The sequence below is a fragment of the Sulfurimonas sp. genome (assembly GCF_028714975.1).
Taxonomy (GTDB): domain Bacteria; phylum Campylobacterota; class Campylobacteria; order Campylobacterales; family Sulfurimonadaceae; genus Sulfurimonas.
In genome coordinates, this window is sequence record NZ_JAQTLH010000001.1 from 265,931 (window position 1) to 278,927 (window position 12,997).

Annotated in this window: 12 protein-coding genes; 9 read left to right on the forward strand and 3 right to left on the reverse strand. The window is 36.9% G+C overall.

Annotated elements, in window-relative coordinates; all coding sequences use genetic code 11:
• The first annotated feature begins 5 nt into the window (after positions 1-5).
• Together ruvB and PHQ93_RS01420 are read left to right on the forward strand one after the other, a co-directional pair.
• Complete coding sequence (gene ruvB, locus PHQ93_RS01415; protein WP_299939909.1) at positions 6-1,019, forward strand: Holliday junction branch migration DNA helicase RuvB; 1,014 nt, start codon at positions 6-8, stop codon at positions 1,017-1,019.
• On the forward strand, positions 1,016-2,050 hold the full coding sequence (locus PHQ93_RS01420) for an AI-2E family transporter (protein WP_299939912.1): 1,035 nt from the start codon (positions 1,016-1,018) through the stop codon (positions 2,048-2,050). Before ruvB ends, PHQ93_RS01420 begins: the two co-directional genes overlap by 4 nt.
• On the opposite strand, the gene PHQ93_RS01425 is transcribed toward PHQ93_RS01420, so the two are convergent.
• Positions 2,047-2,937, reverse strand: a complete 891-nt coding sequence (locus tag PHQ93_RS01425; protein ID WP_299939915.1) for a lipid A biosynthesis lauroyl acyltransferase — start codon at positions 2,935-2,937, stop codon at positions 2,047-2,049. The genes PHQ93_RS01420 and PHQ93_RS01425 overlap by 4 nt on opposite strands.
• Positions 2,938-3,070: 133 nt before the next feature.
• Here PHQ93_RS01425 and PHQ93_RS01430 point away from each other — a divergent pair, with 133 nt between their 5' ends.
• The 7 genes from PHQ93_RS01430 to PHQ93_RS01460 all read left to right on the forward strand — a co-directional run bounded on the left by PHQ93_RS01430 (position 3,071) and on the right by PHQ93_RS01460 (position 9,302).
• Complete coding sequence (locus tag PHQ93_RS01430) at positions 3,071-3,976, forward strand: PDC sensor domain-containing protein (RefSeq protein ID WP_299939918.1); 906 nt, start codon at positions 3,071-3,073, stop codon at positions 3,974-3,976.
• A gap of 3 nt (positions 3,977-3,979) precedes the next feature.
• Entirely contained in the window at positions 3,980-4,591 is a 612-nt protein-coding gene (hisH, locus tag PHQ93_RS01435; protein ID WP_299939920.1) for an imidazole glycerol phosphate synthase subunit HisH, read from the forward strand.
• A gap of 75 nt (positions 4,592-4,666) precedes the next feature.
• Positions 4,667-5,377 carry a 1-(5-phosphoribosyl)-5-[(5-phosphoribosylamino)methylideneamino]imidazole-4-carboxamide isomerase gene (gene hisA, locus PHQ93_RS01440; protein ID WP_299939922.1) on the forward strand — a complete coding sequence of 237 codons (711 nt, stop codon included), beginning with the start codon at positions 4,667-4,669 and terminating at the stop codon, positions 5,375-5,377.
• Between the two features lie 80 nt (positions 5,378-5,457).
• On the forward strand, positions 5,458-5,832 hold the full coding sequence (locus PHQ93_RS01445; RefSeq protein ID WP_299939925.1) for a chemotaxis response regulator CheY: 375 nt from the start codon (positions 5,458-5,460) through the stop codon (positions 5,830-5,832).
• Positions 5,832-6,665 carry a 50S ribosomal protein L11 methyltransferase gene (locus tag PHQ93_RS01450; protein WP_299939928.1) on the forward strand — a complete coding sequence of 278 codons (834 nt, stop codon included), beginning with the start codon at positions 5,832-5,834 and terminating at the stop codon, positions 6,663-6,665. Before PHQ93_RS01445 ends, PHQ93_RS01450 begins: the two co-directional genes overlap by 1 nt.
• Before the next feature lie 2 nt (positions 6,666-6,667).
• Positions 6,668-8,665 carry an ATP-dependent zinc metalloprotease FtsH gene (ftsH, locus tag PHQ93_RS01455; protein WP_299939930.1) on the forward strand — a complete coding sequence of 666 codons (1,998 nt, stop codon included), beginning with the start codon at positions 6,668-6,670 and terminating at the stop codon, positions 8,663-8,665.
• Positions 8,655-9,302 (forward strand): phosphatidylserine decarboxylase, encoded by a 648-nt coding sequence (locus PHQ93_RS01460; RefSeq protein ID WP_299939932.1) that lies wholly within the window; start codon positions 8,655-8,657, stop codon positions 9,300-9,302. Before ftsH ends, PHQ93_RS01460 begins: the two co-directional genes overlap by 11 nt.
• 27 nt (positions 9,303-9,329) lie before the next feature.
• Here the strand turns inward: PHQ93_RS01460 and PHQ93_RS01465 are convergent, their stop codons facing one another.
• Together PHQ93_RS01465 and serS are read right to left on the reverse strand one after the other, a co-directional pair.
• On the reverse strand, positions 9,330-11,672 hold the full coding sequence (locus PHQ93_RS01465; protein ID WP_299939934.1) for a tetratricopeptide repeat protein: 2,343 nt from the start codon (positions 11,670-11,672) through the stop codon (positions 9,330-9,332).
• Positions 11,673-11,722: 50 nt separating this feature from the next.
• A complete protein-coding gene (serS, locus tag PHQ93_RS01470; RefSeq protein WP_299939937.1) occupies positions 11,723-12,970 on the reverse strand; it encodes a serine--tRNA ligase in 1,248 nt (415 codons plus the stop codon).
• Between the last annotated feature and the right edge of the window lie 27 nt (positions 12,971-12,997).

Below are 12,997 nucleotides of genomic sequence, written 5' to 3' on the forward strand. Positions count from 1 at the left end.
AAGATATGCAAAGATTGGTCGAGATAGAGAGATTTGACAGCGAGGAGAGCTCTGAGGTAACTCTTCGCCCCAGCGCTTGGAGTGAATATATAGGGCAGGAGCAGATTAAAAAAAATCTCGGTGTCTTTATAGAAGCTAGTAAAAAAAGAGGTGAGGCACTCGATCATGTTCTTTTTTTTGGACCTCCGGGGCTTGGCAAAACCACTTTGGCTCTCATAATTGCAAATGAGATGAATGCAAATATCAAAGTAACAGCCGCTCCCATGATAGAAAAAAGCGGTGATTTGGCAGCTATTCTTACAAACTTAGAAGAGGGCGACATACTCTTTATAGATGAGATTCACCGCCTATCTCCCGCCGTTGAAGAGATACTCTACTCATCAATGGAAGATTTTAGAATCGACATTATCATAGGAAGCGGACCTGCTGCGCAGACCGTAAAGATAGATTTGCCCCGTTTCACGCTTATCGGTGCTACGACAAGAGCGGGTATGCTCTCAAATCCGCTTCGCGACAGATTCGGTATGAATTTTAGAATGCAGTTTTATTCTCCTGAGGAGCTGGCAAAAATCATCTCTCAAGCTTCAAATAAATTAAATAAAGAGATAGCGCATGAAGCTAGCATCGAAATAGCAAAAAGAAGCCGCGGAACTCCTCGTATAGCTTTGAGACTTTTGCGTCGCGTAAGAGATTTTGCAGATGTAGCAAATGAAAAAAATATATTGCACTCAAGAACTCGTTATGCGCTTAATGAACTCGGCATAAATTCGCATGGATTTGACGAGATGGATATTAGACTTTTAAATCTTTTAGTCGGCGCAAACGGAAGAGCTATGGGGCTTAGTACTATTGCAGCGGCACTTAGCGAAGATGAGGGAACGGTAGAGGATGTTTTAGAGCCTTACCTTATAGCAAACGGATATTTGGAGAGAACGGCTAAAGGAAGAAAGGCGACAAAAAGCACCTATGATGTTTTAAATGTCAATTTTCCTGCCATAGATGATGGAGGTCTATTTTGAAACCGCAATATTTTGTAGGGGTACTTTTTGCCACATCTCTTTACTGGATGTATCTTCTATATGCGCCGTTTTTACTGGCTATGACAATAGCCGCACTGCTTGCAATCTCGACTTCAAATATACAGGATATTTTTTTAAAATATTTAAAAAACAGATTTTATGCCTCTATGGCATCTGCATTTCTGCTAGCGGTTCTATTTTTTGTTCCTCTTGGATATTTTTTGATAACTCTGAGTATAGAGTTAAATAACTTAGATCCTCAGATTTTGATAAACATTAAGCAGTATGTATTGGCAAAAATTGAAAATCCTCCTGAATATCTTGCGTTTGCAAAACCGTATATATTAGAGAGTGTTGAAAAGCTGGACATCGCTTCATTCGGAGAGAGGGCACTCTCTTATACGGGAACCGTAGGTGCATTTAGCGTCGGCTTTTTAAAAAATTCATTTCTTATAATAATTTTTTACTTTTTTGTTTTATATAACGGAGAGTATATTTTTACATTTTTAAGAAGAGTCGTTCAGATGTCCGTTGAAGAGAGTTCCATACTCATTAAAGAGCTTTCATCCGTTATGGGAGTAGTTTTTTACTCAATCATCGTAAATGCTATGTTTCAAGGTATTTTATTTGGCTTGGCAATATCATACATCGGGTATAACGGAGTTTTATTCGGCGTAATGTACGGATTTGCCTCGCTGGTTCCCGTTATAGGCGGAGCAGTTATGTGGCTGCCGTTTATGCTTTTTGAATTTTCGCTCGGAAATGAGTCAAACGGTATCTTTATAGCTATGTATTCGGTGGTAATGATCTCAATCGTTGCAGATACTTTTATAAAGCCGCTTATTATAAAAGAGATCAACAAAAGACTCCTCAAAGAGGACGATGCAAGGGTGGACGAGCTTGTGATTTTCTTTGCTATTATTGCAGGACTTGCGACATTCGGTTTTTGGGGAATGATTTTAGGACCTGCAATAACGGCGCTTTTTTTAACGCTGTTGAAGTTGTTTGAAGCAAGAGTTAAAGATAGTTAATCTTTTTTTTCATAAATTTCTTTATGTTCGCCTTTGAATCTGCGATGTATCCAAAACCAAAATTTTGGCTCATCCGTTATAATTTTAGTAAGCCAATCCGCTTGAAGCTGCGTCGCTTTTTGGATATCTTCTTCTTCATTATCGCTTCTCTCTACCGGGATTTCGTCAAAAAATATTAAAGTATAATTTTCCTCATCATCCGTTTTTATTATAACAGGGATAATCGCCGCATTGTATTTTCTTGCCAAATAAGCCGGAGTCGATGTCTGACGGGTACTTTTTCCCAAAAATTGAACTTCTACGCCTTCTCTCTGATTGATTCCCGTATCAATCAAAATACCGCAAGCCTCACCGTTTTTAATGAGCCTTATAAGAGGTTTTATCACATTTGATTTTTCTAGTGATTTGTTTTTGAATTTGGAACGGGATTCTAAAACCCACTTTTGATAGTGGGAATTTTTCATCTTTTTATAAACGGCAGTTATGGGTTCTGCAAAAGCTCCTATCGCCGCTCCGCCTAATTCCCAAGCACAGTAGTGAGATGTAACATATATTACCGCTCTTTGCTCTTCATGTGCTTTTTGCACCGCTTGAATATTCTTTATGGTTACTTTTTTTGCCAACTCTTCTTTACTCATATGTCTGATTTCCATTAGATGTAAAAAATTAAGCAGCAGGTTTTTAAAGCTGTACTTAACAATCTCTTCTTTGGCTTTTTGACTAAGCGTATCACTGAATGTAAAATCTAAATTTATAAATCCGATACTTCTGTATCTAGGAGATAGATAGTATGCCAGTTTTGCTAAAAAAACAAAAAAACTTTTTCTACATTTTTTCGGCAAAATCATTAAAAAATTTTCAAATATTAAAAAAAGTTTAAATCCCATCGGTAAAATAGCTCCAATTCATTTTAAAAATGGATTATATCAAATGAAAAGAGATAAAAAAATAACTTATGAAATTGTTACAATGCCTTTGGTATAATCACGACAATTAAAAAAATTAATAAGGGTTGCAAAAATGGTTATAGGGGATATTCAAAATTTTTCTGAAGGTCGTACCAAAGCAAGAGCATATTTTTGTTATCTTTTTTCAAAAAATATTCCAAACAGATTGCCCTCTTTATCCGTTGAGATGATAGTTCCAAGGCTTTTAAAGATTAAAGCGGATTTGGAGCATTGTGAGGGGGTATATCTTCTTGATAATCGCGGAGTTCAAATTTCACCGACATATACGCCGGCAAAACAGATTGATGAAGATGCCGGAAAAATAAGAGCAGACCGTGCATACTATTATCGCGCAGTCAGGGAAGAGAGATGTACGATAACCGACCCGTACCCGTCCATTATTACAGGCGAGCTTTGTGTCACGGCATCTCAACCTATTTTTGATGAACACGGTGAGCTGAAATATGTAGCATGTCTTGATATGCCTCTTGAAGAGGTTATTTTAATATCTCGTTCAAGTAATTTTGATAGACTTTTTATAAATCTTTTTAGATACTCATATATGGCTTTTGCACTTGCTTTAATAGCGGTTTCCGTACTTCTTTTTTTCAAAGGTATGCAGAGTTTTTTTATATACGAGATAACTCCTCAGCATTTTGAGATAAAGGATGTGTTTGAAGCTACGATTTTAATAACGCTGGCACTGGCAATATTTGATTTGGCAAAAACGATAATAGAAGAGGAGATATTCGGCAAGGATAAAGAGCATAGCATCTCCGGACCGCATAAAACCATGGTTAGATTTTTAGGTTCAATCATTATAGCTCTATCAATAGAAGCATTGATGTTAGTATTTAAATTTGCAATTACAGACCCTGAAAAAATTATCTATGCCATGTATATAGTTGCAGGCGTTTCAATGTTGCTTATAACTTTAGCGATATATATAAAATTTACAAAATTAAAGATTGAAGATTAAAGAATGATAGGAATTGTTGATTATAACATGGGAAATTTGGCAAGTGTGCAAAACGCATTTGCCTCTTTAGGTGAAAAAACGGTTATAGAGAGTAACCCGCAAAAATTTAAAAATTATGATAAGTTGCTACTTCCGGGAGTCGGCGCTTTTGGCGATGCGATGGAGCATTTAAAAGAGCGAAATATGGTAGAGGCTTTAAGAGAGTTTGCAGATAGCGGTAAGTATATGTTTGGCATATGTCTTGGAATGCAGCTGCTTTTTCAGAGCAGCGAAGAGTTTGGTTTTCATGAGGGCTTGGGTCTGATAAAAGGCAATGTTACCGCTTTTGATACGACTAAATTTAGCGAGCCGTTAAAAGTGCCTCATATGGGATGGAATAGGATGTTTACAAAAGAGCACCCGCTTTTTAAAGATTTAGATGAAGCGCACTATCTCTATTTTGTTCACACATATCATGTAAACTGTGCAGATGAAAAAGATATCATAGGTCGCACAAACTACGGATACGAATTTACATCGGCCGTTGCGCATAACAATATTTTAGGAATTCAGCCACACCCTGAAAAAAGCCATAAAAACGGGCTTAAAATATTAGAAAATTTCATAAATTTGTAAAACAATAAATTCCGGCGCAAAGAGCCAACCTTCAGTCGCCTTAGCGGCGTATGAAATAAAATTAAGGAGAAAAAAATGACTTTATACCCTGCTATTGATTTAAAAGACGGAAAAGCAGTAAGACTTACAAAAGGTCTTATGGATAGTGCAAAAATCTACTCCGATGAACCTTGGATGCTTGTAAAAAAGTTTGAAGAGATGGGAGCCCTGTGGGTTCATCTGGTTGATTTAAACGGTGCCTTTGCAGGTGAGCCGAAAAATTTGGAGCAGATAATAAAAATTAGGCAAAATTGTAGTGTTAAGCTTGAACTCGGCGGCGGCATACGCGATGAAGCAACTATCAAAAAGATGCTTGAAATCGGTATAGACAGAGTTATTTTAGGCTCAATTGCAGTAAAAAATCCACAATTTGTTAAAGAGATGGCAGCAAAATATCCCATAGCAGTCGGAATCGATGCCATAGACGGTTTTGTTGCAGTTGAGGGGTGGGGTGAAGTTAGCTCAATGAGAGCAACCGACTTGGCTAAAGAGTTTGCAAATGCAGGTGTTGAAGCGATTATATGTACGGATGTAAGCAAAGACGGAACTCTAAGCGGCGTAAATGTGGAGTTCACGGTGGATATCGCTAAGGCTAGCGGAGTTAGCACGATTGCAAGCGGCGGTGTTAGGGATGAGAGAGATATCCAAGCTTTAATGGCTACAAAAAGTGTTGACGGCGTGATTATAGGCAAGGCATATTACGAGGGAACTCTTGATTTGCCAAAAATGTTTAAGTTGATTAATTAAGCCCTGCTTAATCATAAAATAAATAAAATTTAGGTAAAATTGATGGTTAATTTGCAAATATTTATAGAAAAGGATTTCATTTGAAATTACTTGTTGTTGATGATAGCTCTACAATGCGTCGTATTATAAAAAACACATTACAAAGATTAGGGCATAAAGATATTTTAGAAGGCGGAGACGGTGTTGAGGGTTGGAATACTTTAAATGCAAATCCGGATGTTGATATGCTGATTACAGATTGGAATATGCCTGAAATGAATGGGCTTGAGCTTGTTAAAAAAGTCCGTGCAGATGCTCGTTTTACGGATTTGCCTATAATTATGGTAACGACGGAGGGCGGTAAAGCAGAGGTTATAACGGCTCTTAAAGCAGGGGTTAATAACTATATAGTGAAGCCTTTTACACCGCAAGTTTTAAAAGAGAAGCTTGGCGCAGTTATGGGTATTGAAGGTTAATGCAAGATCATTATTTTGAATTAGTAGTCAAGGTATCTTCTCATCATTCACTCTTTTCAGATTTTTTAGCAGATACGCTTCCCGTCGGTTTTGAAGAGACTGATGAGGGCTTTATTATTAGAAGTGAAGATGAACTTGACACTATAATATGGGGATTAGAGCAGTTCGCGGAAGCTTTGCAAAAAGCATTAGGTCAAAATATAGAAATCGAATGCAAGCAGACAAAACTCAAAAGCAGTGACTGGGTGCAAGTTTATCAAAATAGCATCAAACCTTTAACTATAGATAAGTTTTATATCCATCCGACATGGGATGAGCCAAGCAGTGAATTGATAAATATAGTTATAGATCCGGCTTTGGCGTTTGGTACGGGACATCATCCGACAACGGCATCATCACTAAGAGCAGTTGCAAGATATGTAAAAAAAGGCGACAGGGTTCTTGATGTAGGCTGCGGAAGCGGTATACTCGGTGTCGGAGCGCTTAAACTGGGCGCTATAGTCGATGCATGCGATACTGATGTCGTATGTATAGAAAATAGTGAGTTGAATGCTCAGCTAAACGGGGTGAAATTTGAAAACTTGTGGGAAGGCTCTTGCAGCTTGGCAAAAAATAAGTATGACATTGTCGTAGCAAATATAGTAGCCGATGTTTTGACTTTTATAGCAAATGATTTAAAAAGTGTTTTAAAAGATGGCGGAGTGCTTGTTTTATCGGGAATATTAGATAAATATGAATCAAAAGTTTTAAAATTTTATCAAGATTTTGAAATTGAAGAGAAAATAACTCAAGATGAGTGGGTTACATTAATACTAAAACAAGGTAAAAAATAGATATGCAAAATCAAAACAACAATGAAAAAGATAATAACTTTTTTAATAAAAATCCGCTGATAACTTTTGCAATCTTTTCAGTCATAATTATTTTACTTTTTAAGACATTAATGGGGGAAAACAGCGGTTCTGAAGCGGTTGTATCCGCAAGTAAAAAAGCAAAACAGATAAGTTATTCGGAGTTAAAATCATTAATAGAATCTAAAAGTTTAAAAAAAGTCGATATCGGACAGAGTTATATTAAAGGATTGTCAACAGATGGTTTAACGATTTATACTACTAGAATAGTTCCGGGTGATTCAAAGCTTACTGAAGAGTTGGAGAAGCAAGGCATAGAGTATGGAGGATTTAGCGAAACTAACTGGTTTACAGAGATGTTTGGGTGGCTGTTTCCTTTTTTAATAATTATAGCTATATGGATGTTTTTTGCCGGACGAATGCAAAAAAGTATGGGCAGCGGCATTTTAGGCATGGGCGGTTCTAAGAGAATGATTAACTCCGAAAAGCCAAAAACAAAATTTGATGATGTAGCCGGAGTAGAAGAGGCAAAAGAGGAAGTGCAAGAGATTGTAGACTTTTTAAAGTATCCTGCCCGTTATGTCGAGATTGGTGCAAAAATTCCAAAAGGCGTCCTTTTAGTCGGAAGTCCGGGTACCGGAAAAACACTTTTGGCAAAGGCCGTTGCGGGTGAAGCGGATGTTCCGTTTTTTTCGGTAAGCGGTTCTAGTTTTATAGAGATGTTTGTCGGTGTAGGAGCGGCTCGTGTTCGTGATCTTTTTGAGCAGGCAAAAAAGGATGCGCCGAGCATAATTTTTATAGATGAGATAGATGCTATAGGAAAAAGTCGTGCAGCCGGTGCAAATATGGGCGGAAATGATGAGAGAGAGCAGACTCTCAATCAACTTTTAGCAGAGATGGACGGATTTGGGACGGATACTCCTATAATTATTTTAGCTGCAACAAACAGACCTGAAATTTTAGATCAGGCGCTTTTGCGTCCAGGACGATTTGATAGACAAGTTTTGGTTGATAAACCGGATTTTGAGGGTCGTATAAAAATTTTAAAAGTGCATGTTAAGGGCGTTAAAATGGACGCTGATGTTGACCTTGAAGAGGTTGCGCGTCTTACAGCCGGTTTGGCGGGTGCCGATTTGGCAAATATTGTTAACGAAGCAGCACTTTTAGCAGGTAGAAAGAGCCAAAAAACAGTTACTCAAAAAGATCTTTATGAAGCAGTTGAGCGTGCTTTGGCAGGTCTTGCTAAAAAATCTCGCAGAATCAATCCGAAAGAGAAAAAAATTGTGGCATATCATGAGAGCGGACACGCACTCCTTGCAGAAACAACCGTCGGTGCAAAGAAAGTTTCAAAAGTCTCTATCGTGCCTCGCGGTTTAGCAGCTTTGGGTTATACTCTTAATACTCCTGAAGAGAATAAGTTTATGATGCAGCATCATGAGCTTTGGGCTGAAGTTGATGTACTTCTGGGCGGTCGCGCCGCAGAAGAGGTATTTATAGGTGAGATATCTACGGGTGCAGGAAATGATTTGGAGCGTGCTACTGATATTATAAAATCTATGGTTCAAACTTACGGTATGAGCGATGTTGCAGGACTAATGGTATTGGAGAAAAGCAGACACTCTTTCTTGGGCGGTTATGGACAATCATCAAGAGAATATAGCGATAAGATGGCTGAAAATATGGATGAATTTATAAAATCATCACTTCAAGAGAGATATAAAGAGGTTGTAAAAAGACTTCAAGATTATAGACCGGCAATCGAAGATATAGTAAAGCTTCTTTATAAAAAAGAGAATATTACCGGTGAAGAAGTTAGAGAGATTATTATAGGTTTTGAGAAAGAAAACGGCTTAGAGTCAAAAGTAAACTTAGTCGTCGATGATATTGAAGAGGAACTTAAAGCTGATGCTAAAATGGTTCAAGATGATGAGAATAGCGAAAAAAATATAACACAAGATAAAGAGGAATCAGATGAGAAATAATCTTTTACCGATTGCTAAAGAGGGGTGGAGTTACATAGTAGGAGCTCTTTTGTTGATGCTGGTTTTTATGCTTCTTCATTTGGCATTTTTACAGTTTTTTGCTTTTTTAGCTACACTGTTTTTTGTTTTTGTTTTTAGAAATCCTGAGAGACAAAACATGCTTTACCAAGAAAATAGCGTTGTTAGTCCGGTTGATGGAACGGTAATTTCTATAGAAGAGCTAGATAATGATGATAGCTATGCATATAAAGTAGATATTGATAACAGCTACCTAGATGTCTCTTTGTTAAGAGTTCCTTTTACATCGGTGCTAGAACATGTCGAGCTGCACAGAGGTACAAGACTCTCTAATATGTCTTCTCTCTCAAAAGTGCTAAATGAAAATGCAAAATTGGTATTTAGCGATAAAAACTCAAACAATAAAGTAAAAATTACCCATACATTAAAGCAGAGCTTTAAGAGTATAGATTTGGATGTAGCAAATTTACAAAATTTGCAGCAAGGTTCAAGATACGGTCTTATGATAAACGGGGTTACAACACTTTATTTACCACATAATTTTAGATTAAATATCAGTTTGGGCGCTGAACTAATAGCTTCTGAATCGCTTCTAGGTTATTTTACAAGCGAAAAATAATCTATAAAAAAATCTCAGAAGCAGAAACTAATTCTGAGATTTACCTTTTTCAAACATCAATTTATCAGAATCAATATTAAAATTAAAATATTCGGAATTAAAGTTATTTTTGTTTATTTTTGAGAGCTGTATTACCGCTGCTTTGTTGTTTTTTGCCTCTAAATAAAGAAGACCGAGTGCATATCTGCTCTCTAAAAAATTTATATCTTTCATTTTAGATAGTTCTAAAAGAGCTATCGCATTTTCATGATGATTTGCCGCCGTTGAAGCAACAGCACCTAAAAATAGAGTTTGAGCATCTTGAACCTTAAGATTGTCAATAAGATTGTTATAGAGTGCATATGACTCCTCATAAGCACCGTCATAGAGTGAGGCAAGTGCTAATGCACTCGTTAATTCGTGCGTTTGCCCGGTTGTTGATTCTAATGATTTTCTTATGTTTTCTCTTAAAAAATATAATTTTCCCGTAATCAAATTTTGTTGGATATATAGATATCTTGTAACATATGCACCAAAATTAAAATCATTGAAATTGAACTCCTGCATTTTTAAATAGTTCATGACATCACTTGCATACTCTTTAGACCCTGTTTTGTTAAAATATGCATCAATATACATCAGATGCGGCAATATCTCATTTGGAAGAAGCGCAGTAAGCTTGTTTGCGGATTTTTGAGCCGTTTCTAAATTATTTAGTTTAAGTGCTATGATTATATCCAAAGCTAAATAGAGAGGTTTTTTTTGATATTTTTTATCCGGCCAATCGCTGGCTGAGAGAGTATTGCCCTCACTGATATAAATCAGGGTATTGTAAAGGTCGATATCTTCGGAAGATTCTTCGCGTGAGACAGCATCTTTAACAATTGATGCTAATTTTTCGCTCTCTTTGTTTATAAGCTGAGAGGTCATAATTGCATATATTCCGGATAGATAATTTTTTGCATCTAAATTATATGAACGCAAAAAATGTTTATTAGCATCTACCATATTACCCATTTGAGCGTAAGTCAAAGCTAGGTTATAGTGTAAAATAGAGTGTTTAGGCTGAATATCGACTAATTTTAAAAGCATCTCGTTTGCTTCTCTGATTTTAAAAGAGAGAGCTTTTTTGATAGCAGCGGCAATTCCTGCATTTACACTTGATAAAGAGGAACTTTTCGTTAAATACTCTTGTGCAGAACCTACATCATCAATAAAAATATTTGCATTTCCTTTTCGTATGTAGCTTATTGTTTGATTTGCATTAAATATTTTATACGGCGAGAAGTAAAATATCTTTTGATAATCTATCTCTTTGCTGTTGATTATTAGGCTTCTATATCTTTTTTGAGCCAAATCCTGATTAAACAAGGACTCTTTTAGTTTTACTTTAATCGGATAGGGTTTATAAATGTCATCTCTAAACATATCGGTAGCATTTTCTATCTCTTTTGCCGCTTCCTGAACTTGACCTGCCTTTAAGTCTATATAACCAAGAGCAAGCTGGGCTTTCATCGGTTCAATATTATTTTTAATAGCGTTTTGTAAATATTTTTTTGCAAGCGTCAAATCACCTACTCTTGCATACAGAAGACCTAAGCTAAAATAGTCGGATGGTGAATTGTTTTTTTCCATACTCTCGATAGCGCTAATGTCATTATTAAATAAAGCGTTAATCTTTGAGCTTAGATTATTTTGAGTTTTTATATACTCATTTGTAGTCGGATTTTTAAGTGCGCTTAGAGCTTCTAGGTAGTTACCGTTATAGTAACTGATAAGCGCATAGTAGTATGAGTATAAGGGAGACTGTCTCTCTTGCGGCAGATAAGCATATGCCAAATCAATGTAATATCTAAAATTTTTCTCATTTTCAAGATATAGTGAACAAACAGCCGCGTTTATGGCACTTACACATCTTTTTTCATTGTTTTGTATGGCTTTTTGAAATGAGTTTAGAGCTGTTTCATACTGACCGTCTTTAAGTTGAGCAACTCCCAGATTGTAGGCTGAAACTGCTTCGCTATAGTATGCAATCTTCTCATAAAGAGAGAGAGCTTCGTTTTTTGAGCCCGTGGAGTAAAGATAATCCGCTTTGGCTATCATATTTTCTATTTTGCTCGGTTCAACGGGTTCACTAATCTCTTGAGAGAGTTTTTCTTCTATTTGAGCTGCAGGAATATTTGTATGCTTTTTTGCTTTAACTTTAATGAGTATAAAAGCGCCGATTGCTATTATTAAGAGAACCCCGACACCGATACCTATATATATAAGCTTTTTTTTCTTCTCGGATGATGAATCTTCCCCGCCTGCCGATTTGCCCGAAGAGGCACTATCATTTGCGGCATCACTGTCTTCAATGATTATTATCTCTTCTTCTAATCCATCAGCCATTCTCTACCTTGCCATCGTTTCTTTTTTAAAGCAAAAAAGGTACCATAAAGTTAATTTAAATACGGCTCAAGCGCCTTTGGAATCGTAATAGTTCCATCTTCATTTTGAAAATTCTCCATTATAGCGACCATTGTTCTGCCGACTGCCAACGATGAACCGTTGAGAGTGTGTACAAAAGAGTTTTTATCTCCGTCTTTAAATCTAATCTTTGCGCGTCTTGCCTGAAAATCTCTAGTATTTGATACTGAACTTATCTCTCTGTAGCAGTTTTGTCCAGGTAACCAAACTTCCAAATCTACCGTTTTTGCCGCACCGAATCCTAAGTCTCCGCTGCAAAGAGTCATAAGACGGTGAGGAAGCTCTAATGCGCTTAGCAGATCTGAAGCAGTCTGAACCATCTCATCAAAAATTTTATCGCTATCTTGCGGTTTTGTAATGCTTACGAGTTCAACTTTATGAAATTGATGCTGTCTTATCATACCTCTCGTATCTCTTCCTGCAGCGCCTGCTTCTTTTCTAAAGCATGCCGTATAAGCAGTCATTTTTATAGGCAGTTTATCTGGAGCTAAAATTTCATCTTGATAAAGATTTGTAACGGGAACTTCCGCGGTTGGAATCAAAAATAGTTCTTGGTCTTGTACTTTATATAAATCATCTTCAAATTTCGGAAGTTGACCCGTTCCCTCTAACGCCGCTCTGTTTACTAAAGAAGGTACGCTTACCTCCTCAAATCCTCTTTTGGAGTTAAAGTTAAGCATAAAGTTGATAAGTGCGCGTTCTAGTTTTGCACCCATGCCGAATGAGACGCTAAAGCGGCTGGTTGCTAGTTTTACGCCTCGCTCAAAATCTATCCACCCATTTTGTTCAGCTAGCTCCCAATGCTCTTTTGGAGTAAAGCTAAACTCTATTGGAGTCAGAACTTTTTTAATCTCGACATTCTCGCTGTCGTCTTTACCGTTTGGAACACCATCGTCGGGAATGTTTGGAATAGACATAGCAATAGACTCAAGTTCTTCTTGTCTGACTCTTTGAACTTCAAGAGCTTCGGCTATTTTTATCTTATTTGCATCGACTCTCTCTTTTAATTCGCTAGTGTCTTTGCCCTCTTTTTTGTAGATGCCGAACTCTTTACTCATCGTATTTTGAGCAGCTTGAAGAGTCTCATACTCAATTTTTGCAACTTTTAACTCTTCGTTTTTTCTCTTTAAAGAATCAAGAAGCTCAACACTCACGCCTTTGCGGATAAGTTTATCGCTAACGCTCTGAAAATCTTTTTGTAGTAATTTTAAATCAATCATTGTTGTCCTAAAAAATAAGTAGCGAAT

Coding starts and splice junctions, on each gene's coding strand:
- PHQ93_RS01430 (WP_299939918.1), top strand. CDS start 3,071: ATGGTTATAGGGGATATTCAAAATTTTTCTGAAGGTCGTACCAAAGCA.
- hisH (WP_299939920.1), top strand. CDS start 3,980: ATGATAGGAATTGTTGATTATAACATGGGAAATTTGGCAAGTGTGCAA.
- PHQ93_RS01450 (WP_299939928.1), top strand. CDS start 5,832: ATGCAAGATCATTATTTTGAATTAGTAGTCAAGGTATCTTCTCATCAT.
- ruvB (WP_299939909.1), top strand. CDS start 6: ATGCAAAGATTGGTCGAGATAGAGAGATTTGACAGCGAGGAGAGCTCT.
- PHQ93_RS01465 (WP_299939934.1), bottom strand. CDS start 11,672: ATGGCTGATGGATTAGAAGAAGAGATAATAATCATTGAAGACAGTGAT.
- hisA (WP_299939922.1), top strand. CDS start 4,667: ATGACTTTATACCCTGCTATTGATTTAAAAGACGGAAAAGCAGTAAGA.
- PHQ93_RS01460 (WP_299939932.1), top strand. CDS start 8,655: ATGAGAAATAATCTTTTACCGATTGCTAAAGAGGGGTGGAGTTACATA.
- PHQ93_RS01425 (WP_299939915.1), bottom strand. CDS start 2,937: ATGGGATTTAAACTTTTTTTAATATTTGAAAATTTTTTAATGATTTTG.
- serS (WP_299939937.1), bottom strand. CDS start 12,970: ATGATTGATTTAAAATTACTACAAAAAGATTTTCAGAGCGTTAGCGAT.
- ftsH (WP_299939930.1), top strand. CDS start 6,668: ATGCAAAATCAAAACAACAATGAAAAAGATAATAACTTTTTTAATAAA.